At 60.4% G+C, this 24,463-nt stretch carries 17 protein-coding genes and 1 pseudogene; 2 read left to right on the plus strand and 16 right to left on the minus strand.

Annotation, left to right across the window (positions count from 1 at the left end; genetic code table 11):
- Window positions 1-11 precede the first annotated feature (11 nt).
- From K6117_RS10145 to K6117_RS10190, 10 genes are all read right to left on the minus strand, one after another.
- Window positions 12-182 (minus strand): hypothetical protein, encoded by a 171-nt coding sequence (locus K6117_RS10145; protein WP_221794578.1) that lies wholly within the window; start codon window positions 180-182, stop codon window positions 12-14.
- Between the two features lie 60 nt (window positions 183-242).
- A complete protein-coding gene (locus tag K6117_RS10150; protein ID WP_221794580.1) occupies window positions 243-3,017 on the minus strand; it encodes a phosphoenolpyruvate carboxylase in 2,775 nt (924 codons plus the stop codon).
- On the minus strand, window positions 3,014-3,628 hold the full coding sequence (gene eda, locus K6117_RS10155; RefSeq protein WP_221794582.1) for a bifunctional 4-hydroxy-2-oxoglutarate aldolase/2-dehydro-3-deoxy-phosphogluconate aldolase: 615 nt from the start codon (window positions 3,626-3,628) through the stop codon (window positions 3,014-3,016). Before eda ends, K6117_RS10150 begins: the two co-directional genes overlap by 4 nt.
- A complete protein-coding gene (gene glk, locus K6117_RS10160; protein ID WP_221794584.1) occupies window positions 3,625-4,605 on the minus strand; it encodes a glucokinase in 981 nt (326 codons plus the stop codon). Before glk ends, eda begins: the two co-directional genes overlap by 4 nt.
- Complete coding sequence (edd, locus tag K6117_RS10165) at window positions 4,605-6,428, minus strand: phosphogluconate dehydratase (protein ID WP_221794586.1); 1,824 nt, start codon at window positions 6,426-6,428, stop codon at window positions 4,605-4,607. The genes glk and edd overlap by 1 nt, the downstream gene beginning before the upstream one ends.
- A complete protein-coding gene (pgl, locus tag K6117_RS10170; protein ID WP_221794588.1) occupies window positions 6,425-7,120 on the minus strand; it encodes a 6-phosphogluconolactonase in 696 nt (231 codons plus the stop codon). The genes edd and pgl overlap by 4 nt, the downstream gene beginning before the upstream one ends.
- Window positions 7,113-8,552 (minus strand): glucose-6-phosphate dehydrogenase, encoded by a 1,440-nt coding sequence (gene zwf, locus K6117_RS10175; RefSeq protein WP_221794590.1) that lies wholly within the window; start codon window positions 8,550-8,552, stop codon window positions 7,113-7,115. The genes pgl and zwf overlap by 8 nt, the downstream gene beginning before the upstream one ends.
- 61 nt (window positions 8,553-8,613) lie before the next feature.
- Entirely contained in the window at window positions 8,614-10,119 is a 1,506-nt protein-coding gene (locus K6117_RS10180) for a tryptophan halogenase family protein (RefSeq protein ID WP_221794592.1), read from the minus strand.
- 265 nt (window positions 10,120-10,384) lie between these two features.
- Window positions 10,385-11,992: a putative 2OG-Fe(II) oxygenase gene (locus K6117_RS10185; protein WP_221794595.1), complete on the minus strand. Its 1,608-nt coding sequence runs from the start codon at window positions 11,990-11,992 to the stop codon at window positions 10,385-10,387.
- 116 nt (window positions 11,993-12,108) lie between these two features.
- Window positions 12,109-14,535, minus strand: coding sequence for a TonB-dependent receptor domain-containing protein (locus tag K6117_RS10190; protein ID WP_246605017.1), 2,427 nt, complete (start codon window positions 14,533-14,535; stop codon window positions 12,109-12,111).
- Window positions 14,536-15,075: 540 nt separating this feature from the next.
- Between K6117_RS10190 and K6117_RS10195 the strand changes: the two genes are divergently transcribed.
- The gene (locus K6117_RS10195) at window positions 15,076-16,116 is read left to right on the plus strand and encodes a LacI family DNA-binding transcriptional regulator (RefSeq protein WP_221794599.1); all 1,041 of its coding nucleotides are present in this window, start codon (window positions 15,076-15,078) and stop codon (window positions 16,114-16,116) included.
- Here the strand turns inward: K6117_RS10195 and K6117_RS10200 are convergent.
- The 6 genes and pseudogenes from K6117_RS10200 to K6117_RS10225 all read right to left on the minus strand — a co-directional run bounded on the left by K6117_RS10200 (window position 16,113) and on the right by K6117_RS10225 (window position 23,907).
- Window positions 16,113-16,997 carry an ROK family protein gene (locus K6117_RS10200; RefSeq protein ID WP_221794601.1) on the minus strand — a complete coding sequence of 295 codons (885 nt, stop codon included), beginning with the start codon at window positions 16,995-16,997 and terminating at the stop codon, window positions 16,113-16,115. The genes K6117_RS10195 and K6117_RS10200 overlap by 4 nt on opposite strands.
- Before the next feature lies 1 nt (window position 16,998).
- Window positions 16,999-18,147 (minus strand): annotated as a pseudogene (locus K6117_RS14705) (glycoside hydrolase family 68 protein).
- Between the two features lie 100 nt (window positions 18,148-18,247).
- Window positions 18,248-19,423 (minus strand): galactokinase, encoded by a 1,176-nt coding sequence (gene galK, locus K6117_RS10210; RefSeq protein WP_221794603.1) that lies wholly within the window; start codon window positions 19,421-19,423, stop codon window positions 18,248-18,250.
- Complete coding sequence (locus K6117_RS10215) at window positions 19,420-20,454, minus strand: UDP-glucose--hexose-1-phosphate uridylyltransferase (RefSeq protein WP_221794605.1); 1,035 nt, start codon at window positions 20,452-20,454, stop codon at window positions 19,420-19,422. The genes galK and K6117_RS10215 overlap by 4 nt, the downstream gene beginning before the upstream one ends.
- Window positions 20,451-22,559, minus strand: a complete 2,109-nt coding sequence (locus K6117_RS10220; protein WP_221794607.1) for an alpha-galactosidase — start codon at window positions 22,557-22,559, stop codon at window positions 20,451-20,453. The genes K6117_RS10215 and K6117_RS10220 overlap by 4 nt, the downstream gene beginning before the upstream one ends.
- Window positions 22,560-22,563: 4 nt before the next feature.
- Window positions 22,564-23,907 (minus strand): MFS transporter, encoded by a 1,344-nt coding sequence (locus tag K6117_RS10225; protein WP_246605020.1) that lies wholly within the window; start codon window positions 23,905-23,907, stop codon window positions 22,564-22,566.
- 353 nt (window positions 23,908-24,260) lie between these two features.
- Here K6117_RS10225 and K6117_RS10230 point away from each other — a divergent pair, with 353 nt between their 5' ends.
- Window positions 24,261-24,446: a hypothetical protein gene (locus K6117_RS10230; protein WP_221794609.1), complete on the plus strand. Its 186-nt coding sequence runs from the start codon at window positions 24,261-24,263 to the stop codon at window positions 24,444-24,446.
- Window positions 24,447-24,463 lie beyond the last annotated feature (17 nt).

A 24,463-nucleotide genomic window follows, 5' to 3' on the forward strand; every position in this document is an offset into this window, starting at 1 on the left:
TTCTTTTCGACTTATCGGCGGTGGAGGAGGCGAATGGCCGTGCCGCCGCCTGCCGCCAATCGGATCGGGCCGTAGCTCACGGCATCAAGCGTGGGCGTGATCTTCTTGTCCGGCGATGCGGCGATGGCGGGCGATGTCATCACCCCAAGGGCCAGCATCATCAAGATCCAGATCCGTTGCACGCGCTCTCTCCGTTTGTTTCTATTATTTGATATAATTATATTTTATTCTAAAGTGCAGTTCTATCCATGTGCGCCGAAATGATTGGCGATGGCGGTGCTGATCCGCAGGCAAAGCTGGTTGGCGCGCGCAATCGGGTCGATGAAATCGCGCTGGATTGCGGTATAGGCTTGCGCCTCGCCATCAGGATAATCGCCGGGTTCATCGACGTTGAAATCCTCGATTGATGGTGCGGATACCGGAAAGGCGCGGCGCAACAGAGTGACGGCCTCATCGATCCTGAGCGTGAAGATCATTTCCAATATATCGTCGCGGCTGATGTCGTTGCTGCGTGAAAAGACCGGAATCTGCACCGCGCGCAGGAACATGTGCTGCATCAAGGCAAGGCGCAGTGCATGCAGGACGCCCAATGACCGCCGGGTTTCTTCCCGCGCCGGATCGGCGGGGATGATGTCCTTCAATCGGGCGAGCAGGCGATGCAATTTCAGCCCATCGACCCGCAGGCGCGAGGCCATGCGGCGGAACTGACCGGTGCGGTCATCGCTTTCCAATTGTTCCGCCAGTGCCAGACAGGGGCGCTGGAGATGGTTTTCGGTCCCGCGATACGGGCGGCTGGCCCAATAGGCCGAGTTGAACAATTCGCCATAAGCGGCGACCGTCTTGATGCTGGCGAGCGCATTGGCCGCGCCGATCATCCGCACCAATTGCCGTCCGCGTACCGACCGATCCAGCAGGGACGCGATGATCTCTTCATCCTCGCCTGCCGCCGTGCCGATGCCGGAAATGACGTTCACCGGATAGCCGAGCTGCTGCAACACCGCATTATGTGGAATAGCGCGGATCTGCCGCAGGTTCATCTCGCGGTCGGCAGACAGATCGGACTGGCGGCGCGATTTGCGCGAGCCGGTTTCATTGAGCATGCCAAGGCCGAACGCGGTGATCGCGCGGGCATAGGTGCGCGACGCGAGATAATCGCGCTGGACCCGCCGAATGCCGCGATAGAAATCAAGGCTGAGATCGGTGCGGTCGTAAAAGGGATCGTCATCCGCCTCAATCGGCGCAAGCTGCACCTCGGCAATCCGGCTGAGCGTCGCCAGTGCCAGCGCCGGGGTGCGGAAAAACAGGAAGCCATCGCCGCCTTGGAAGCTGACTTCCAATTCCGTGTCGATTTCGGCCTGTTGAAATTCGCCGCGCGCCCAATGGCTCATCGGATAGGTCAGGCGATCCGCCATCGATGCCGGGTGCGCGCCACGGCCCATGGATTCGCCATGGGTGTTGAAAATGAGCGCGCGAACACCCTGCAACCCATGATCCGCCATCAACCGGGCCAATCGCCCTTGCAGCCGTTCAATCGCCAGCGCCGCCGGGATTTGCCCGACGAAGCGCCCGGCATCGGAAAAGCCGGTCTGGATCGATACGCGCCCGCGCTGGCGGGCATAGGCCTGATAGCTTGGTTCCCCCAACATCGCATCGAGGAAGCGCGCGCCATGTTCCATCGCGGTTTCGGTTTCGAACAAGGGCGACACATCGACGCGATGATCGACCCCGAATAATTTGGCGAAATAGAGTGCCGCCAACACGGTTTGCGGCTGTTCGCATTCGGCGATCAACATCCGGATCGGCGCATCCGCATCGACATGGCGGATGATCTGGGCAATGGCGAGGAACTGCCGGACGGCGGTCGTGCTTTCAATCGCCAGCGCCGCGAAATTGCTGCGGAGCGGTTGCACCTCATCCAACAGGGTGCGTAGCCGTTGCAGCGCAGTGCCGGAGGAGAGGTCGAGGACATTGTCCTTGTCGATCCGCCGCCGGATCGCATTGTGCAATTGGGCGCTGTTCACCCGGAAATGAATCCAGCCCATGCCAAGGCCATCGGCCTCCATCGCGGCGGCCAAGGTCAACAGTTCGATGGCCTGTGGCGTGGCGGCATTGGCGGCATCCGCCCGCAATTCCGCGATGATGGGGCCAAGCGACAGCAATTTGTCTGGATGGGGCGCGGTGAAGATATTGGCCGCAACGGACAAAGCGGCGGGGTCGTTCAAATCCGTTGCCAGCAATGCCGCCATGTCGCGGCTATATTTTGCGGCGCGGCCAAGGCGTTCGGCCAGATCGGCCAGCCCCGCCTGTGCGGCGCTGATCGCATAGCCCGCCAGCCGTTCGGCCTTTTCTTCCAGCCGGAATGAGATGCTCGTCGCCCAGCCGATGTCGGTGCGGCCATCCATGTCATAGCCGACCCATGTCGCCAGCCGGTATAAGATCGGCGTGACCTGCTGATATTCATTGGGCCAGCGCTTGGCCGCAACATCCAATATGATGCGGTGCAATTGATCGCGGGCGGCAGCGGCGGCACGCATCGCGGCGATGGCCTGTGCATGTTCGCCATTGAGGGTGATCGGTTCCTTGCCACCGGGCAGGGTGCAGATGGCGGGGGTGACCGAACCGCTGCTGGCCGCGCCCGCAATGGCTTGGCTTTCGTTGCCGCTCAACAAAAAGGTCGGGTGGCCGGTGAAAACACTGTGCAGCAAGGGCCGCGACCAGCGCGCGCAATAGGCGTTGAAATCGCCCGATGCCGCGACCTGTTCAGCCAAGGCGCGAAAGGCGCGCAAATTGGTGGCGGGATCAACCGGGGCGATCAGGCGATGGAGGCGGGACGCGCGGCTTTGCAGGGCTTCGCATTCCAGCCCGGAGATGATCTGATCGAGATCGTCGAGCGAATATGTCCCCTGTTCAAGGTCGCGCGAAATATCGATACCGAGCTGGAACACCGGGTTGAACAACGGCGTCTGCGCGGTCAGCGCATGGAGTTCGTTGAGACGATCCCGGAAGCGTTCGGTCATGCGGCCAACTCCTTGGCGGCGCGGGCGGCGGCCTCGATTTCGGATGCGACCGGCACGCCCTTGGGGACGAGCCAGCTCCCGCCGACGCACAATACTTGTTCAATCGCGAGCCAATCCGGCGCGGTGGTCTGTGTAATCCCCCCGGTCGGACAGAATTTCGCCTGACCAAAGGGGCCGCCCAATGCCTTCAGCGCCGGAATGCCACCGGACGTTGCCGCCGGGAAGAATTTGAAATGGGTCAGGCCCAGATCCAGCCCGCGCATGATGTCGCTGGCATTGGCCGTGCCGGGGAGGAACGGAATACCGCTCGCGACCGCCGCCTTGCCCAAGGACTCGGTCAGCCCCGGCGAAACGATGAATTCGGCCCCGGCATCTAGGCTGACGCGCAAATCCGCCTCGTTCAACACGGTCCCTGCGCCGACAATCGCGCCTTCGACCTTTTTCATCTCGCGGATCACCTCCAGCGCCGCCGCCGTGCGCAAAGTTACCTCCAGCACCCGCAGCCCACCCTTGACCAGCGCCTGCGCGATGGGCTGGGCATAAGCCGCATCCTCGATCACGAGTACCGGGATGACGGGGGCGGTCCGCATGATCTGTTCGATCTTGGTCATGCTGTATGTTCCTTGGCAAAGGCCGCAGCGGCACCAAATAGGCCGGGCTGGGCATGGGTGATGAGTTTGACCGGGATTGATGCCATCATCGCATCGAACCGGCCCTTGGCGCGGAAGCGGTCGGCAAAGCCGGAACGCAGCAGCACGTCCTTGATGCGAAGCCCAAGTCCGCCCGCGATCACGACGCTATTGCCACCTTGGACCAACGCAATATCCCCGGCGATGCTGCCGAGCGACATGCAAAAACGATCGATCGCGGCGGTGGCGAGGCTATCTGCGCCCTCCAGCCCGAGCGTCCATGTCTGGCGGTCGTCCAATTGTTGAATGGCGCGGCCTTCAATCCCCGCCAGCGCCTCGTAAATCTCGACAAGGCCGGGGCCGGATACGACCCGTTCCACCGACACGCGACGATAACGCTGGCGCAACCGCGCCAAAATCGCATCCTCAATGCTATCGAGCGGGGCGAAATCAATATGCCCGCCCTCGGTCGCCTGCACATGATAGCCGGTGGCTTGATGCAGCACATGGGCGACACCAAGGCCGGTGCCGGGGCCGATGATGCTGGTCACGCCATCGCGCGGCCATATGTTTTGCGGGCCGCAGAGATGGACAAAATGTTCATCCCCGGCTTGGGCAACTGCATGGCCGACCGCCTCGAAATCATTGATCAGGACATGCGCATCGACACCCAGTTTTTCATTGATCATCGCCGGGCGGATGATCCACGGATTATTGGTGAGTTTCAGCACATCGCCCCGGATCGGGCAGGCAATTGCAATCGCCGCCGCACGGGGCAGTGCGCTGCCGATCTGCCGCCCGAATTCTTCCCATGCGGTTTGCAGGCTGGCATGTTCGGCGGTCTTGAGCGTCACGGCCTCGCCCAAGGCGACGACCTTGCCGTCCACAGCTTCGGCCAACGCAAAGCGCGCGTGCGTGCCGCCAATATCGACCGCGACAAGCTGGGTAGCGCGCGCCATTACAGCCCCGCCGCCGCCAGCATCGCCGATGCGCCGCGTTCGGCTCCATCGGCGCCATGGCGCATCATTGCGAACAATTCCCGGCCCGTGCCATCGGGCAGCACCGGCGCTTCTGCCGGTTGCCGTGCGGCCAAAGTCGCCGCATCCACCAATAGTTCGAGAATGCCATCATGGCCGCACAGGCGGATCATGTCGCCATCGCACACGAGGCTGAGCGGCCCGCCGCCCAGCGCTTCCGGCGTGCAATGGATCGCGGCAGGCACCTTGCCCGATGCGCCCGACATACGGCCATCGGTGACGAGCGCGACCTTGAAGCCCTTGTCCTGCAATACGCCCAAGGGCGGGGTGAGTTTATGCAATTCCGGCATGCCATTGGCGCGCGGCCCTTGGAAGCGCACGACGACGATCACATCATGGGTGAACTCGCCCGCCTTAAACGCGGCCTGCACCGCTTCCTGACTGTCGAATACCCGTGCGGGGGCGGTGATCTGCCAGCGTTCCTTATCGACCGCGCTGGTCTTGAACGTTGCACGCCCAAGATTGCCGGTGACGAGCCGCATCCCGCCATCGGGCAGAAATGGCGTGGCGGGCGGGCGGAGCATCGAGTCGTCAAGGCTGTGCGCCGGGGCGTCCTGCCAGATCAGCTCTTCGCCCTCCAGCCGGGGTTCGCGGCCATAATCCGTCAGGTCATTGCCGCCGACGGTCATGATGTCTGGATGGAGCAAGCCCGCATCGATCAGTTCGCGGATGACAAAACCCATGCCGCCCGCCGCGTGGAAATGGTTCACATCGCCCGATCCATTGGGATAGACGCGGGCGATCAGCGGGACGGCAGCAGAGAGTTCGTCCAGATCCTGCCAGTCGATCTGCACCCCTGCGGCGCGCGCAATCGCGGGCAAATGGATCGCGTGATTGGTCGACCCACCGGTCGCGAGCAGGCCGATGCAGGCGTTGATGATCGCCTTTTCATCGACGCAATGGCCAAGCGGTCGCCAGTCATCGCCGCGCTTGCCAATGGCGGTGAGGCGATGGACGGCGGCGCGGGTGAGTTCGGTCCGCAGCTTGGTGCCGGGATTGATGAACGCGGCGCCCGGCATATGCAGGCCCATCATTTCCATCATCATCTGATTGGAATTGGCGGTGCCGAAAAAGGTGCAGGTGCCAGCCCCATGATAAGAGGCGGATTCAGCCTCCAGCAATTCCTCGCGCCCCACCTTGCCTTCGGCATAAAGCTGGCGGACGCGCTGTTTTTCCTTATTGGCAAGGCCGGAGGGCATCGGGCCAGCGGGGATCAGGATCGTCGGCAAATGGCCGAAACGCAATGCGCCGATCAACAGGCCCGGCACGATCTTGTCGCAAATGCCGAGCAATGCCGCGCCCTCGAACATGCCGTGCGACAAGGCGATGGCCGTCCCCATGGCGATATTATCGCGGCTGAACAGCGATAATTCCATGCCGTCCTGCCCCTGCGTCACGCCATCGCACATCGCCGGAACACCGCCCGCGACTTGCGCGGTCGCGCCGACTTCGCGGGCGAACATCTTCATCGCTTCCGGGTAACGGGCATAGGGCTGATGCGCGGACAGCATGTCATTATACGCGGTGACGATGCCGATGTTCATCGCATGGCCATCGCGGATCAGCGCCTTGTCCTCGCCACTCGCGGCAAAGCCATGGGCAAGATTGGCGCAACCAAGGCCCGAACGATGGACGCCTTTTTCCGATTGCACCGCGATCATATCGAGATAGCGGCGGCGGCTGGCCTTGCTCTTTTCGATCACGCGGTCGGTAACGCGGGCGATTGCGGGGTGAAGGGTCATCACAGGCACCAATGCACAATAAGGGGTTGTTCAAGACCAGCCAGCACACGACCGATGGGCAGGGCCGATGCGGCACCCTCCGCCAAGGCGCGTTCGAGCAATATACGCTTTTCCGCGCCGCTAATCACGACCCGAATGGCATGGGATGCGGCAATGGCCGAGCGAGTCAGTGTCACCCGCGCGACCGGGGCTTCTGGTGGCAACGGGTCCGGCATGACGCCCATCACACGGCGGTCAGCGGGCGCATGCAATAAGGCCTCAAGATCGGGACCGGCAAAGATCGACGCGGTATGGCCGTCATTGCCCATGCCGAGCCAGACGAGATCGAGCGGCCAATCAAGCGTGGCGAGCAGCGCATCGGCCCGGTCACCCGCCAGCCGATATTCTTCAATCACCGGGGTCAGTGATATTATCTTGGCCGGGGTCGGTTGAAATGCGGTGCGCAGCATCGCGACATTGGACAGCGGGCTCTCCTCCTCCACCAGCCGATCATCGCCGGGGATGATCGTGACCTTCGCCCAATCGAGCGGCAATTGCGCCAACAACGCGATCACCGCGATCGGGGTCTTGCCGCCGGGCAGCGCAATCGCGGCGTGGCCTTGGCGGGCAAGCGCGTCCGCAATCACCCCGGCCACGTCGTTGCTCACGGCCTTGGCCATCGCATCGGCATCATCATGGATGCGCCATTCAATCATGCCAGCTCACCCCATGGCGTTCGGCCAGCGCGACCGCCGCCGAGGGTCCCCAACTGCCCGCCGTATAGGGCTTGGGCGTCAGGCCATGTTCGGCCCAGCCCGCGCGGATTGCATCGACCCAATCCCATTGGGCTTCGACCTCATCGCGCCGTACGAATAGGGTCTGGTCGCCCTCGATCAAATCGAGCAGGAGGCGTTCATAAGCGATCCGTTTGACTGCAGCGGCAAAGGCATTGGGCATGTTGATGTCGAGCGGCACTTCACGCAGGCGGATGCCGCCGCGATCCAGCCCCGGCACCTTGGCCATGACCGTGAGGCCGATATTTTCATCCGGCTGAATGCCGATGATCAGCCGGTTGGGGCTAGTCTTTGCCCCTTCCGCCGCAAAGATCGAATGGGGGACGGGGTTGAACTGAATGATGATTTCGGTCGTGCGCTCCGGCAGGCGCTTGCCCGTCCGCAGGAAGAACGGCACGCCCTTCCACCGCCAATTATCGATATGCGCCTTGATCGCGACAAAGGTTTCGGTGTCGGATGGGTGGCCCAATTCCTGATCATAGCCCGGCACCGCCACGCCATCGATCGCGCCTGCGCGATATTGGCCGGTGACGCTATCGCCGCTGCCCAAGGGCCGCAGCGAGCGCAGCACCTTGACCTTTTCATCGCGCACGGCGGTGGCGTTGAACTTGGCCGGTGGCTCCATCGCCACCAAGGCCAGCAACTGGAGCATATGGTTCTGCACCATATCGCGCAGCGCGCCCGCCTGATCGTAAAAACCGACCCGGCCTTCCAGCCCCACCGTTTCGGCGACGGTGATCTGGACATGGTTGATATGAGTGCTGTTCCACAAGGGTTCGAACAGGACATTAGCGAAACGCAGCGCCAGCAAATTCTGCACCGTTTCCTTGCCGAGATAATGATCGATGCGGAAGGTGCGGCTTTCCGGAAAGACGCTGGCGACCGCATCGTTGATCAGGCGGCTGGTGGCCAAATCGCTGCCCAGCGGCTTTTCCAGGCCGATCCGGCATTTATCGCCCGCAAGCCCCGCCTGATGCAATCCGGCGATGGTTGTTTCAAACAAGGATGGCGCGGTGGAGAGGAAGATCGCCAGCCCGTCCGTGATCGGCCCGACCTTTTCCGCGAGCACGCCGAAGCCATCCGAGGATGACGCATCCAAAGTCTGATAACGCAACCGGTCGAGAAATGCCGGGACTGCAGCCTTGCGATCTTCGGGCAGAAAGCGCGCCAGCGCCTCTGCCGCGAACGCGCGATACCCCGCATCGTCCAGTTCCGACCGCGCCGTGCCGATAATGACCAGATCCTGATGCACCAGCCCATCGGCGTGGAGCGCGCATAAGGACGGCAGCAGCATCCGCTGCGCCAGATCGCCGGTCGCCCCGAACAACAATAGCTTGTCAGCGATGAAATTCATGAACTCTGGCTCCTTGGCGGATGGTTGTCGCCATGATTGATCATGGGGTGCGGCGCGTGCATCACGCGCCCGCCTTGCAATGGCGGTCGATATAGTCGCGGTGTGACGGCAGCATGTCCGCCGATTGCGCCAAGGCGCGCTGCAATTTGCCCAGCCATTCGCGGCCATCCAATGTGCGATGGTCCATCAATGGATCGGTGCGTTCCGGCATATTGCCCTGTCCGATATGGACAGCGAGCCAGCTCGGTGCACCGAACAGATCCATTTCATGGGCGAGCAACCGTCCATAGCGGCGGAAATGATCGATCTTCCAGCGCAGCGTATCGGGAATGTCCATCGCCGCGCAATAACGCCACAGCGGGCTATCGTCCCGGCTGGTCAGTTTATAATGGAGGATGATGAAATCGCGGATGCGTTCAAATTCATTGATCGCGATGCGGTTATATTCATCAATGATAAGCGGATCGAAATCGCGGGTTGGGAAGAGCGCCAGCAATTTGGCGATGCCCGCCTGAATCAGATGGATGCTGGTCGATTCCAGTGGTTCCATAAATCCGCTGGACAGGCCGATGGCGATCACATTCTTGTGCCAGAACAGGTTCCGCCGCCCGGTGGTGAAGCGCAACGGGCGCGGGTCGCCCAAGGCCTCCCCATCAAGGTTCGCCATCAAGGTCGCGGTCGCCTCATCATCGCTGATGAACTGGCTGGAATAGACATAGCCATTGCCGGTGCGGTGCTGCAACGGGATGCGCCATTGCCACCCGGCCTCGCGCGCGGTCGAGCGGGTATAAGGGGTGAAATCCGGGGAGGAGGCGCACGGCACCGCCATCGCGCGATCGCACGGCAGCCAATGGGTCCAATCCTGATAGCCGGTGTGGAGCGCCTGTTCGATCAACAGCCCGCGAAAGCCGGAGCAATCGATAAACAGATCGGCCTCCAATCGCTGGCCATCCTCCATCACGACATGGTCGATAAAACCCGTTTCGGCATTGAGACCCGTCCCGGCGATCTGGCCTTCCACCCGGATAACGCCGCGCTGTTCCGAATAGCCCCGCAAATAGCGCGCATATAAACCGGCATCGAAATGATAGGCATATTCATAGGTCGATAGCACATTGCGCGGATCATTGACCGGCGGGGCGAAACGCCCCTTGCTCGCTGCCGCCCATGCCATGCAGAGGTCATCAAGCTTCGGCGCATCGCCCTCGGCCTGCGCCTTCAGCCAATGCTGATGGACCGGCAACAGATCGAAATTGCGGCCATAGCTGCCAAAGGGGTGGAAATAGCGATGGTCCTTTTTGCCCCAATTGACGAACTCGATGCCGAGTTTGAATGAGCCTTGGGTGGCGCGGAGAAAGTCGTTTTCTTTGATGCCGAGCGTCTCGTTGAACATGCGGATCGGCGGGATCGTCGCCTCGCCCACGCCGACGGTGCCGATCTGTTCGGATTCGATCAGGGTGATGCGACAGCCCGATTGGAGCGAATTGCCGAGCGCCGCCGCCGTCATCCAGCCCGCAGTGCCGCCGCCGACAATGATGATGGAACGGATCGCGCGATCATTGTCCATCGGGGTTCTATCTCCTGTGCCTGATGTTTTTCGATACTGACCGAATATGCCGCAATTGCACGAAAAATCTGGGGGCAGGCGGCAGGTTGCACTACCAGCCATGCCCCCGTAGTTTTCCGAACGGGCCGCGCATCCATGTGGGGGGAATGTGCGGTTGCGACCATTCAGGAGTGAAGAAAACTCAATATGCTTCGTTGTTGCCCCATTCAAAGCAAATTTTGCAATCGATTGCAATCGATTTCTGCACAGATACGCAAATGGGGCGTCAACAACGTGGTTTTTTCAGGTCGAAGGCGATCACCAATCGTTCGCCATCCGAAAATGGCACGGTGCCATGCCACATGGTCGATGGGAAAATCGCGATGCGGCCCGGCGCGGGTTCAACCGTCCGATAGGGGAGCAATGACAGGCCAAGCTCCTTGGGTGCATTGCCAAGGCTGAGATGACCCGCAGGTGCTGCACCCATTTGTGCGTTTGAGGGCAAGGCGATATAAAAAGCGCTGCTCAACCAGCCCATCGGATGGGTGTGCGGCACATTATAGCCCTGTTTTAACAGCCGGACCGACCAGCTCCCCTCGATCAACAATTGTTCGGGTTTGAGGTCGCGGTTGGGCAGGCCAAGCAAGGGATGCCCTTCCTCAAATTCGGACAGGGCGGCGACATAGCGCCGCATCGCGTCCAACAAGGCCTGTCTGGTGCGTTGGAATATCGGTTCATGCCGCAACAGGACCGACCGATCCGTTTGTGTCCCGCCGCGCACCGATTGTTCGATATAGGGCGCGTGCGCGATATGCAGGGTTCTCAGCACATCTGCGAGTTCGTCCAGTTCGCCTTGATCGAATGCGAGATCAAAGCACTGGATCGATTGATCTGGCCGATCCAGCCACAGGGCGCGTTCCATATCGCCCTTCATCCGCCAGATGATCGAGAGATAGGGCCAATAGATATTCGCGGATGGGGTGCTGATCTGCGATAAGGCCACGGCCTCGGCCTCGGCCCAGCGTTGTTGCCGGATCAAATGGCGTAGGCGGCACAGGTTGATGACATCGCCCTGTATCTGCGCGCATTGTGGGAGCAAGGCCTCGGCCCGCGCCTCATCGCCGGATTCGACCGCGACGAACAACCGCCCGACGGTGAACGCGGGTTGCACGCCCAGCGCTATTTCGGCCCGGTCGAGAATTTCCAGCGCGGCCCGCCAATCGCGGCTTTGCGCAACCATGCGAAACCAGGCGAGCCACAAGCCGGGGTTGTTGGGTTGTGCCGTACAGGCTGTTGCATAGCTGCGGCAGAAATCGGTGGTGTCGCCTTGGGTCCAGCGCAAGGTTGCCAAGGTGCGATGCCCGTCGAGCCAATCCGGCTGCCGCGTCAAGGCGTCGGTCAATAAGGCGGCGGCGGCTTGATGCTGGCCCTCCGACATCATCGCCAAGGCCATGTTGCGCAGGATTTCGAAATTGCCGGGTGTGTTTTGGGGCGCGTTTTGCCAGGCGCGTTGAAAGAGGTCGACTGCCGGATGGCCCGATTCATAACGGATCATCGCATGGCCAAGCGCGGCCATCGGGTCATGCGGCGCCAATTGCGCTGCCCTGGATAATGCCGCCTCTGCCGCCTCCATCATTTGCAGACGGTAAAGGGCGTGGCCGAGCATTGCCCAGATCTGGGCATCATCGGGGATGTGCGTGGTCAAGTCCCGCAACAGTTCGACCGCGAGCGGGGCCGCGCCCTCGGTCAAAGCCTGTCGCGCGATGGCGATGCAGTCGACCAAAAGCGCAGGCGTTGGGCTAATATTGCCCCCTGCTTTCAGGCGTTGTCGCAATGTTGCGACCTGATCTTGTAAACGCGCGATCGTCTTGATCCCCCTGATGTGCCGCCACAACCATAACGCCTGATCGCAGGCAATAAAAAGGGGGGAAGCATCGTCATTGCCGACGGCGCTTCCCCCCTGATTATTTCATCCGCCACTTATACATCAGCGGGGATGCGGCTGCTCGATCAGAATTTATATTTGAGCGAGGCCGAGATGGTGCGACCCAACATGGCGCTATTGTCGAACACGCCTGCACCATTGCGGATGGTGTCGGTCACGATGCCGCCATTGCCGCGATAGCCAAGCTTGTTGAACAGATTGTTGACGTTCATCCCGAGTTCGAGGCCAGTGTAAGGACGGACCTTCACAAAGGCGTTGAAATAGGTCTGACCCGGAATGGTGTACTGCACGCCCGGATCACCCGAAGCCGAAGCCATGCCGGTGAGCGAGGACGTCTGGCCATCCGCGGTGAAGCCGATGGCGGCCACGCCCGTGTCATAGCTTGGCGATACGCGATAGGTCAGTTTTGGCTGCGCACCTGGCGTTGCGCCATTGGTGATGTCCTTGGTGCGGTTGTAATTGCCGGTCACCACCAGACTGAAATTGCCGTAACGCAGGTTGCTGGCAAATTCAGCGCCATAGCTGTGGAAGGTCGCCGAGATGTTCGGGTCGCGACCAAGCGACGGGGCGGTGAAGTCGTAATTGTTTTCCGTGACCTGCGCCCGATACAGGGTCAGTTCCGCATTAAACGCTGCTTCGCCGATGCGGCCACGCTTTTTGATGCCGAGTTCCTGCTGTGTCACATAATTGACGGACAAAGCGTTACCACCAACCGACAGCGAGCCATCCTTGTTGAACGCCTTGCCATAGATCAGGCGGTCGGCGTTGAAGCGACCACCGCGGCTGACGCGGATGAAGGCCGAGGTGTTGTTGTCGATTTCGTACAGGGCACCGAACGACCATGAAACATAGCTCTTGGTGTAATCAAGAATTTCATAAATGGTGCTGCTGGTGTTGTAGGTCGGCAGGCTAGCCGAACCCAATGCATCGGTGACGGTGATGTTCTCGCCTTCAACCGGTGCAAAGGTGACGCCCGTTGCCTTGACCGAGTCAAAACGGACGCTGGCATCGAGATTGAGTGCACCGATCTTGGTGTCGACATTCAGGTAAGGCGCAATATCGGTGTAGGTCAGGTCATAAGACCGACCGCCACAGCAACCGCCCCATTGATTGTTGAACCCGGTCAGGCCGTTGGCCGTCAACTGGTCCCCGCCGGCATCGAACAGGTCGAGCGGCACCGGATTGTGATTGCCGTCCAGCGTCTGATAGGCGTTGTTCAAACGCCAATCCATGGCGATGTCCTGACGCATGAAGAACACGCCGGTATTGACGGTGACGTTGGCGCCATTGGTTTCGAACTTGCCCGTGATCTTGAGATCGTCGGCAAGGCTGCCCACATCCTTCATGCGGACATAAGCCTGTGCGCTGTTGTTGATATAGGTGCCGTTATAGGTCTGGCCCACCATTGGACCCGCGGCATATTTGAAGCTGCCACCGGCTGCGGCATTCGCGGTCAGGGCTTCGCCGGTCCACATGTTCGAGAAGGTGCCGCGCATGTCGGTCCAGCGGAACGCGTTGTGGACGGTCAGATTGTCGTTGAATTCATAATGGAATTCATTGCCAAATGCGGTCGACACCGGATGGATGCCCTGCATTTCGACCTGTTCGAGATTGCCCTCGGCATTCAGGATGGTGAAATGGTGATTATACGCGCCGGTGCTGGCATATTTGCGAGCATCGATGCCGGGGATGTTCTTGAACCCGGTGATTTTGGTGCCACTCAGTTGCGCCAGCGATGGCATCGAGGTGAAGGTCGGGTCTTGCGCATCCAGACGCTTCACGCTGAAGCGGATATAGCCCTTGCCATCGTCAAAGTCCTTCGTGATGTTGGCCTTGATCTGATAGCCCTTGGACGCGGTATAGCCGATATGGGTCGGGCCATTGCCGTCCTTGACGAAGCCGCCGATGTGGAAGCGCAGCGTGTCGTTGATGCGGGTGCCGAAGTTGAAATCGACGCGCTGTTCGCGATAATTGACGCCCGTGGTGACGCCGACCGAGCCGCCTTCCTTGTCGCCGGTCTTGCTGACATAGTTGATGACAGCGCCCGGTGCCTGACTGGCGAAGGTGGACGAAGAACCGCCGCGCACGGCTTCGACGCGATCGACATTATTGTCGAAGCGGAGCCAATAATCGTTGTTGCCGAACTGGATATCGCCGAACAAGGTGACTGGCAGGCCATCTTCTTGCAGCGCGACATATTCCGAACCGCCGGTGGACACCGGCAAACCGCGCACACCGATATTGGCGTTGCCACCGGGACCGGCGGTGTCTTGCAGGTTAAGACCCGGAATGGAGCGCAATACTTCGGCTTCCGAACGCGGGGTGAAATCCATGATTGCCTGATTGGAGACGCTGGTGACCGAGATCGAGCTTTTCAGCTTGGTCTTGTCACCGGCGGCGGCGGTTACCACGATGGTGTCGAGCCCGTCGTCTGCCGACGCGCCAGCCTGAGCCTCTGCGGCAAGTGCCGGGACCACCATCATGCTCGCCATGCTGAGAACGGCAAACGAAACATACGACTGCAATGTCGATTTCCTCATAACACCCTCCGTTAAAGGCCATTCAACAGCATCTGAGCTATCTGGCCAAGTTTATCCGTAACGCCCCACATGTGCGCATCGGCACATATTTGCTGATGGTCCATTTAGCAGAGGCAAACGTTTGCATCAATAAAATTGCAAACGTTTGCGGCAATCGAGTGCAATAAACTTGAACTGTGATCAGTTTGCCACATGTGACAATGGATTTCGTTAATAAATCACTGTTTATAAATATATAATAATGTATTAACCATGCGTAAGAGGTGAGCGGCAAGCCAAATTTTTCATCGGCGCTGGATGGCAAATGGCGTGTGCCTGCACTGGCCGAATATCGGGCGCGTGCGCTTCCTGCCGGGCATCATATAAGGCTTCGAATCGAGGGGGTGATCATCTTACGCCCCCCTAGAATCGCAATCGATTGAATTTTTCGAAAGGATTGATATGATTGAAGTGCGATTAAATCGGCACGACGTTTGCCGTCCTTAATTTCGCATGTTTTTCAGGAAGAATGTTTCGCCCTTGCCCAAACCGACCAAAATTCGCAACATCAAGGAACTGGCCGAACTTGCCGGCGTGTCGCCCGGTACGGTGTCGCGCGCGCTCAGCGATTCCGGGTTGATCAGTGCCAAGACCCGCGAACGGATCAAGGATCTGGCGGCAAAGCATGATTTCCGCCCGAATGCCATGGCTCGCAATTTGCGCATTCAAAAGACCGGGGCCATCGGCGTGTTGATTCCGCTTGGCCATGAAACCGGCCAGCATATTTCCGACCCGTTCTTTATCACGATGCTGGGCCTATTGGCGGATGCGCTGACGGAGCAGGGCTATGATCTGATGTTGTCCCGCGTCATTCCCAGCGATACGGGCTGGCTCGATCGCATCGTCGATTCGGGCCGGGTGGACGGGTTGATCATCATCGGTCAATCGGATCAGTCTGCGGTGCTGGACCGGGTGGCCGCGCGCTATCGTCCGATGGTGGTATGGGGCGGACATACGCCGCAACAGGTGCATTGCTCGGTAGGCTCGGACAATTTCAAGGGCGGCGACCTTGCCGCCAGCCATTTGATCGAACGCGGGTGCAAGCGGATTGCATTTCTGGGCGACCCCAAGGCGCTGGAAATCGGCCAGCGGCTGGAAGGCTGTCGTGCGGCAATGGCACGGGCGGGCCTGTCCGATGGTTTGACGGTGTTCCCGGCCCATTTGGTGGCCGAAGCCGCGCAAAGCGACATCGCCGCCTTTCTCGGTACGGGCCAGCATCGGCCACAGGGCATTGTTGCGGCCTCCGATGTGGTCGCGATGAGTGCGCTTCGGGCGTTGTCGGAGCGTGGCATTGTGGTGCCGGACGATATTCGGGTGATCGGCTATGACGATCTGGCGCTGGCCGAACTGACGGTGCCGCGCCTCTCCACGATCCGTCAGGACCTGACCAAGGGCGCGGCGGCGCTGATCGATCTGTTGCTTCGGCGGATCGCGGGCGAGGATACGCCCTCGCTGGTGATGGAGCCGGAACTGATCGTCCGGATGTCGACCTAACCCGCCAAATTTTCCGCCAAAGCGAGCGCACCTAACAGCCCCGCTTGGTCGCCCAAAGCGGGCAGGGTGATGATGTCAGCGGGTGCGCCGACATAATAATCCTTGCCCAATGACGTGGCGCAAGTTTTGACGCGGTCGATCATCCCCGGCGTCCCCATCACGCCGCCGCCAAAGATGATCCGGCCCGGTTCGAAAATCGCCTGCAATGTGCTGACGATCTGGGCGAGATACCAAGCGATAATGTCGTGCGCCGGATGGTCGGCGGGGAGTTCGGATAGGGATTTCCCCCAACGCGCCTTGATCGCCGGGCCGCTCGCGACGCCTTCAAGGCAATCGCCATGATAAGGGCAGATGCCCTCGAAATTGGTGTCGAGCGGATGGCGCGGCAGGCGCATATGCCCCATTTCTGGGTGGCTGAGGCCGTGCAATAATTTGCCATCGACCATCACCCCGCCGCCAATGCCGGTGCCGATGGTCAGATAGACCGCCACGCGCTGCCCTTGTGCTGCGCCCCAGCGATATTCCGCAAGGGCTGCGCCGTTCACATCGGTGTCGATCGCTACGGGGCAGTTGAATGCGCGGCGCAACGGGCCGACGAGATCGGTATTGGCCCAGCCCTGCTTGGGCGTGCGGGTGATATGGCCCCAATCGGGCGATGCGGGATCAAGCTCAAGTGGGCCGAAACTGCCGATGCCGATGGCCGTCAGCGGGCCGTGGATCTGCACTTGCAGCGAGAACCATTCGACCACCGCGCCCAAGGTATCCGTCGGATTGAGAGTGGGCAGGCGGGTGGTGGCTATGATGTCGTCCTTGCCCCTTGCGATGCCGAGGACGAATTTGGTGCCGCCCGCTTCGATCAGGCCATAAAGCGCATCGCCCATGTTATTGCTCCTGCACCCAAGCCGATTTGCCATCCAGCACAAGGCGAAACACCGGTGCAGGCGTGCCGCCGAAATGCGCGCGCCGGAAGGCGGGATCATCCTTGATCTGCTGGCCATTCAACCCCCAAAGGTCGATAAAGCCCCAGACCGCCAAATCATTATCGATCCACCAGCTATAGCATTGGAACGGTTCCGCCGCCGGGCAGGCCGCGACCAGACCGCTGCCGTTGAGCGGTTCATAAGGGCCAAGCACGGCGTCCGCGACCATGCCATAAATGCCGGTCGGGCCGTTCGGACCATCGGGTGCGAATACTTTGCGCTGGGTCGACCAGAACAGATAATATCGCCCATCGCGATGGATCAGGATCGGGCGTTCAAGTTCGTTGTTCAGCCCATCCGCCGAGATCAATGGCGGCAATAATGTCTAGCGATCATGAGACTGGCCATCGCCCCGGATGATCCCGATGGCCCCGTTCCAGTCATTGTCGGAACGTTTGAGCGAGCCGGTGAACAGCAGATAATTCTGTCCATCAAGCGGATCACGGAAATGCGCCGGGTCGCGAAAACCCTTGATAAAACCGGGGACACCCTCGGTGCCGCCGACCCGCATATAATGATCGTCATCGGCCTCGACGATTTCGACCGGAGCCGTCCAGTTTTCAACCCGCGCCAGTCCATCGGCAAAATGCAATTGGCCGCTGGTCTGGAACAGCCGTTGTTCAAACGTGCGCTGCGCCTCATCACGGCGGCCAGAGGCGGTGAAGAACAAGGTCATGACGTTGCTGGCCGGGTCGTAAAGCGCCGAACCCGCCCATTCGCGACTGCCGGGGGCATGTCCGTCCGGCATCAGATCGCCGCAATCGCGCCATTCATTGCCGCGCTGCATGACCAATCGGATGCGGGCGATATCATGGCGTTTGTCCGGATCGGGCAGGGCCGGGGCGGACAGGATGTGCCACAAGGTCCAGCCATCAAATTGTGCGGTGCTGCCGTCGATCAATTGCACCGGCCATAAATCCCACAGGTCGATGCCGGGCAGGACGGGGGCGACATCCGTTTGGGTGATGACCGGAATTTCATGCTGGGCATCGCACACCGCCGCCTCGATGTGCGACCTCGTCCAGTGCGATGGGGAATGGCTAACGGGCATCGTCCCTACCTTGGTTTATTATGCAAATAGTTTCAGTTTTGAAACTAGCTGGATGATGCTGAAATTGCAACAATCGATTGCATAAATTAAAAATGTTGTATTACAGTGTGATGATGGATGCGCCTGCACAGGGGTTTTCTACCATGATCATCGGCGCATCGCCTTTGGGGGTGCGATAGCTGGATTCGATCTGGCGTTGGACAAATGTCACCATGTCATGAGGCAGCAAGGCCACCACCGCCCCGCCAAAACCACCGCCGGTCATCCGCGCCCCGCCTTGCGCGCCGATGGCGGTCGCCAACAGTTCTACTAGCCCGTCAATCGCGGGCAGGCTGATCTCGAAATCATCGCGCATCGAGTGATGGGATTCCGCCATCAATGCACCCAGCAATTCAAGATCGCCCATCGCCAACGCCTCCGCCGCATAATGGGTGCGCGCGATTTCCGTAACCACATGGCGTGCGCGACGAAAGACCTGTGGATCAAGCTCCAAAGCCTCTGCGTTCAATGTGCCAAGGTCGAGATCGCGCAAGGCCCGCACCCCGAAATGGCGGGCGGCGGCCTCGCATTCGGCACGGCGGCTGTTATATTCGCCAGCGACCAGCCCCCGCGTGATGCCAGAATGGACGATCATAATCGCGAGGTCATCTCCAAGGCTGATGGGCGTTGCATCAAGGCTGCGACAGTCGATCAACAGCGCATGATCCTGTTCGGCCCGCGCACTCACCAATTGGTCCATGATGCCGCATTGGCATCCGGCGAATTCATGCTCGGTCTGCTGGCCGATTTTTGCGAGCAACGTCCGGTCGATATCGGGCTGTCCCGCTATCGCCGCCAGCGCCAGCCCGACCGCATTTTCCAGCGCCGCCGAAGAGGATAGCCCTGCGCCTTGCGGCATATCGCCGACAATCGCGATGTCGGCCCCCAGGATGTCCAGCCCCTCGGCCTGCAACAACGCGGCCATGCCGCGAATGTAATTGGTCCAATGCGCATCCGGGTCCGGTGTGATCGGGCGGTCGATGGCGAATTCGGCGCGGGCGCTATCAAGATCACCGGCAATGATCCTGATCCGCGCATCATCGCGCGGCTTGATCGCGACCATGGTCTGGCGGGAAATCGCGGCGGGCAGGACGAAGCCGTCATTATAATCGGTATGTTCGCCGATCAGATTGACCCGCCCCGGCGCACGGGTCATCAGGCCGGGCGCGACATCGAAACTGTTGCGAAACAGGCTGTGCAGCCGATCCTGCATGTCGCTGGGTGGTGATATGGTCATGCGGGCGTTCGGAAGTGCACGGGGCTGACGCCTCGCAATCTGGCGGCGGCCTGTTCGGGGGTGAGGTCGCGCTGCGCCTCGGCCATCATTTCATAGCCGACCATGAATTTGCGTACCGAGGCAGACCGCAACAATGGCGGGTAGAAATGGGCATGGAGCTGCCAATGATCGATTGCGTCCTGCCCAAAGGGCGCACCGTGCCAGCCCATGGAATAGGGAAAGCTGCACTGGAACAGATTGTCATAACGCGCGGTCAATTGCTGGATCGCAACGGCCAGATCCGCCCGTTGCGCCGGGTTCAGTTCGGGCAAGCGCCGGACCGGAAAGCGCGGCAACAACAAGGTTTCAAACGGCCACGCCGCCCAATAAGGCACAATCGCCAGCCAATATGCGGTTTCCACCACGACGCGCTCGCCGCCCGCCTCGCGTGCCGCCAGATCCATCAGCATCGGCGCATCATGTCCGGCCAGCCAGTCGCGCTGGGTACGGTCTTCGGTGGCAAGATGGGTGGGGACATGATCGGTCGCCCAGACCTGCCCATGCGGATGCGGATTGGAGCAGCCCATCATCGCGCCCTTGTTTTCAAAGATCTGCACATGGGCATAGGACTGGCCGAGTTCCGTCGTCTGTTCGCAATAGCTGTCGATCACCCGTTTAATCGCCATGAGCGGCAGTTCGGGCAGGGTTTTTCCATGGTCCGGGGAAAAACAAATGACTCGGCTCAACCCCTTTGCACCCGATGATTGGAACAGATCGTCCGTGCTATCCGGTGCGGGTGTATCGGGTTGGAGCGCCGCAAAGTCGTTCGCAAAAACGAATGTCCCGGCATAATCCGGGTTCATATCGCCCGTCACCCGCGCATTGCCGGGGCAGAGATAGCAATCCGGATCGTGGCTGGAGGGTTGGCTGAGATCCGGCGCATCCTCTTGGCCTTGCCATGGCCGTTTCGCGCGATGCGGGGACACGAGGACCCATGCATCATTGAGCGGATTATAGCGGCGATGGGGATGTTCGGTCGGGTCGAATGTCATGGCCCGACGATCCTGAATAGCGCCACTTGTTCGGCCTTCATCGGCGGCATCGGCAGGCCAACGGCGTTGAGCCAGCCGCCCGCCATCTCCAGCCCCGCGCCGCGCATCGCCTCCAGCGCCGGGGCGGGCGGAAAGCCGTGTTTATGCGGATCAACCGGATCAAGCCGGGTGATGCGATAGGCGCGGTTTGGGTCGAGCATATCGAGCCGGAGCGTGGGCAAATGGCGCTGCCCACTGGGGGTAAGGCGATAGACGAACAATAACAATTCATCCGCATCGCCATGGGCCTGCCAGACCAGCCCGTCTTGTGCCTCGCCCTGCCAGAGTTTCCCATGATGGAACTGGTCGCGATATTGTTTGTACAGGGCGATCCATTGGGCGAGTGTCTCGCGATCTTGCCCGACAATCTGCCGGGCATCGAGTTCGACCCCGAAATGTCCGGTCAACGCCACGCCCGCGCGGAAGGTCATCGACTGGCTGCGGCCCGTGCTGTGCGCGGGGGAGGCGCCGACATGCGACCCCATGATTTCGGGCGGCATGAATTGGAGAAAACCCTGTTGGATTGCGATACGCGATACGGCATCGATGCAGTCGCTCGCCCAGAAACGATGGGTGTGGCGGATGATGCCCGCATCGATCCGCCCGCCGCCACCGGCACAGGCCTCGATCTCCACCTGCGGAAATGCAGTACGCAAACGGGCGAGCAGGGCATAGGTCGCCTGCACCTGCTGGCGATAGCGCGGGGTCGCGCCTGCGGTCACAAGATCGCGATTATGATCCCATTTGAGATAGGCAATCGGCAGGGTCGCGAGCAGATCGGCGATCTTGTCGAACAGATAATCGCTGACCTCCGCCCGCGCCATATCGAGCACGAGTTGATTGCGCGCGGTCAACAGCGGGCGACCCGCGATCTGCAATGCCCAATCGGGATGGGCGCGATAAAGCTCGCTATCGGGATTGACCATTTCCGGTTCGACCCACAGGCCGAATTCCATTCCGAGCGCGGTGACATGGCTGGCGAGCGGCAACAGGCCATCGGGATATTTCCCCGCATCCGGCCACCAATCGCCGAGCGACGATGTATCGTCATGGCGGCCATGGAACCAGCCGTCATCAAGCACAAAGCGTTCGATCCCGATCTCGGCAGCGGCATCGGCCAGTTGCGCCAGCGCGGCCCCGTCATGGTCGAAGTAAAATCCCTCCCATGTGTTGAGATGGACCGGGCGCGGCTGCATCCGGCCATCGGGCCAGTCCATCGCGGCGCGGATCGCGGCGTGGAAATTCTGGGCGATGCCATTCGGACCCAAGGTCGAACAGGTCGCGAGCATCTCCGGCGTCTGCACGCTCTCGCCGGGGGCGAGAATGACCTCGCCCGGCGCAAACCATTCGCCCATCTGCCATTGATATTGGCCGTCATCGATCCATTCGATGCATTGGGCATGATTGCCGGACCATGCGAGCTGCGCGCCATAATGTGCTTGATCTGCCGCGACCACTGCGCCCGGAAAATTATCGTGCGAGGTCAGGCCGCGCCGGTTTTCGCGCCGCCACAGGCTGCGCGACAGCCTGTCCTCCACCGCGATGAATTCATGATTGTGCCGCCCGGACCATGACCGGATATGGGTCGTATTCTGGGGCAAGGGGACCGTCCCGGAGGCGAGCCATTGCACCTCGAACGGGGCATCGCCGGTATTGGTCAATCCGGTGGACAGGGTCAGTACATCGCTATCGGGATCGAGCTTGAGGGTGATTGCCACCTCCAATCCCGCCACGGCGTCAAAGAGGTCGAAACGAATGGCCGTGCCGGGCGTGATCCATGTCGCCGTGCAACCGGTCGGCGATTGGGCATAATCCCGCCCCGCACGATGGCCGAGCAGGGCGCTCTGCCCGAACCAGCCCAGCCCGAAGGTGGGAAACAGGCTGAGCGGTTGATCATGATCGAGCGAGAAGGACGGCAAGGGCCGGGTGTCGCGCAAATATGGCCCCGGCTCGGCCCCATCCGCCAGCCTTGGTCCCCAATATCGCCAGATCGGGGCCTCATCGTCATGGACCTCGATCACCGCCGTGACGCGCTGGCCGTGAAGGGTGATGAAATGTGCGGTCATCAGATCAGGCCTTGTGCGTGCGAATCCGCGTCACCGCGACGGCGGCGCAGATCAGCAACAGGCCGGACAAGGTGATGACGTTGCGCGCATCGCCGCCCAACAGCGGGCCATAATAAAAGGGCAAGGTCACGGCGATCAGGATCATCGGAATGACGATGAACATATTGAAAATGCCCATATAGACGCCGGTCCGCGCCGCCGGGATCGAATCCGCGAGGATGACATAGGGATTGCCCATGATGCTCGCCCAGCCAAGGCCGACGCCAATCGCGGGGATGAACAGCATTGTTTTATCCGCGACATGCGGCAGCACGATCATGCCCAGCCCCGCCAGCGTCAGGCATACTGCATGGACCCGCGCCGCGCCATGTTTGCGGGTCAATGGCGCCATCGCAAAGGCCGCGACAAAGGCCACCGCATTGTAAAACGCCGCCATCTGCCCATTGGTCAGCACCGCATCGCGAAAGCCGGTCGAGGTCGGATCGGCGGTATCATAGACCGAACGGCTGATCGAATAGACGATATAGCCCCAATAACAGGCCATGCCATACCATTGAAACAGGCACATCAGCGCCATTTGTCGCATCTGATGCGGCATTTCACGTATCGCGCTCCAGATTTCTTCCAGCGTCGCCAGCGCCGATTTCGGCATGGCCTCGATCTTGGCGCGTTCCACGGCGGTCAAGGGCAGTTCCGGCACCCGCCAGATTGACCAGAGGATCGTCGAGACCGAGAGCAATGCCCCGATCATGAATGAGGCGCGGGTGATATAGGGGATGTTGTGGCTATCCACAGCATCCTTATCCATGCCGAACCAATAGACGAGGATCGACGGGGTGACGAAGGCCAAGGTCTGGGCAAGGCCGGTAAAGGCGCTTTGGCTCAAAAATCCGATTTCATGCTGATCGTCGTTCAGCCGGTCCTTCACATAGGCGCGATATGGCTCCATCGTGATGTTGTTGCCCGCATCGAGCAACCACAACAACGATACCGCCATCAACAGGCTGTGCGATAAGGGCATGAACAACAGCCCGAGACTGCACATCAGCGCGCCGATGATGAAATAGGGCGTGCGCCGTCCCCAGCGCGATGCGGTGCGGTCGCTCATCGCGCCGATGATCGGCTGGATCAGCAGGCCGGTGACCGGCCCCGCCAATTGTAACAACGGCAGATTGGCCTCATCCGCGCCGAGATAGGAATAGATCGGGCCCATATTGCCCTGTTGCAAACCGAAGCTGAATTGCAGGCCGAGAAACCCCAGATTCATCTGGAGAATGCGGGCAATCGGCAAATGGGGCTTGCTGCCCGAGAGGCCCAGACTGCCCGACATATTCAAACCGATTGCCATCGACCTCTCCTAATACGCCGGCATCAAGGCCGAGCTATTTATCGCCAGTCTATATCATCAGAAAAGTGATTCAACAATCGATTGCATTGATGGCGTGCATTTTCGGATGGAACCCCGGTTTTTGGTGGGAAATGTTATGGCCAATAGCGGCAATCGAAACTTTCGTCCCTGTAAAGAAAGCTTGCTGGACTTATATCTACCAATATAATAGAAAATATATCGGGCTAAGGTTTAGATCCTAGGACCCCGCGGCTTTTGAAGGAACAGCTTGCTCCGCGTCATCAACGGCTAAAGCGCACGGCACTGAGGCCCAAAATAGCCAGGTTTCGTGTTTCCTGCATCAGGAGACGACGATGAACATTCAGTCAATAAACTTACCGACGCATGGCCGAACAGCAGATCGACGGTTGGTCCCGGTGCGCCCCCGGCGTTCTGCAAGTGATATTCGCCATATCCATCCTTCATGGCTGGAACGCGATTATCAACAGCCGGGCGGTGTTTTGGCCCCGGAGGAATTCTGGACGCGTTTGGGCATCTGAGGGGCTTCATGCCCTGA

This window comes from Alteraquisediminimonas sediminicola, from assembly GCF_019740335.1.
GTDB classification, from domain to species: domain Bacteria; phylum Pseudomonadota; class Alphaproteobacteria; order Sphingomonadales; family Sphingomonadaceae; genus Alteraquisediminimonas; species Alteraquisediminimonas sediminicola.

Excerpts from the sequence above, each read along its gene's own strand:
- K6117_RS10200 (WP_221794601.1), bottom strand. The coding sequence starts at position 16,997 with ATGGGCGATGCGCTTTATGGCCTGATCGAAGCGGGCGGCACCAAATTC.
- glk (WP_221794584.1), bottom strand. The coding sequence starts at position 4,605 with ATGGCGCGCGCTACCCAGCTTGTCGCGGTCGATATTGGCGGCACGCAC.
- K6117_RS10230 (WP_221794609.1), top strand. The coding sequence starts at position 24,261 with ATGAACATTCAGTCAATAAACTTACCGACGCATGGCCGAACAGCAGAT.
- K6117_RS10180 (WP_221794592.1), bottom strand. The coding sequence starts at position 10,119 with ATGGACAATGATCGCGCGATCCGTTCCATCATCATTGTCGGCGGCGGC.
- pgl (WP_221794588.1), bottom strand. The coding sequence starts at position 7,120 with ATGATTGAATGGCGCATCCATGATGATGCCGATGCGATGGCCAAGGCC.
- K6117_RS10190 (WP_246605017.1), bottom strand. The coding sequence starts at position 14,535 with ATGGCGAGCATGATGGTGGTCCCGGCACTTGCCGCAGAGGCTCAGGCT.
- K6117_RS10150 (WP_221794580.1), bottom strand. The coding sequence starts at position 3,017 with ATGACCGAACGCTTCCGGGATCGTCTCAACGAACTCCATGCGCTGACC.
- K6117_RS10215 (WP_221794605.1), bottom strand. The coding sequence starts at position 20,454 with ATGACATTCGACCCGACCGAACATCCCCATCGCCGCTATAATCCGCTC.
- eda (WP_221794582.1), bottom strand. The coding sequence starts at position 3,628 with ATGACCAAGATCGAACAGATCATGCGGACCGCCCCCGTCATCCCGGTA.
- galK (WP_221794603.1), bottom strand. The coding sequence starts at position 19,423 with ATGACCATATCACCACCCAGCGACATGCAGGATCGGCTGCACAGCCTG.
- zwf (WP_221794590.1), bottom strand. The coding sequence starts at position 8,552 with ATGAATTTCATCGCTGACAAGCTATTGTTGTTCGGGGCGACCGGCGAT.
- K6117_RS10195 (WP_221794599.1), top strand. The coding sequence starts at position 15,076 with ATGTTTTTCAGGAAGAATGTTTCGCCCTTGCCCAAACCGACCAAAATT.
- K6117_RS10225 (WP_246605020.1), bottom strand. The coding sequence starts at position 23,907 with ATGGCAATCGGTTTGAATATGTCGGGCAGTCTGGGCCTCTCGGGCAGC.
- K6117_RS10220 (WP_221794607.1), bottom strand. The coding sequence starts at position 22,559 with ATGACCGCACATTTCATCACCCTTCACGGCCAGCGCGTCACGGCGGTG.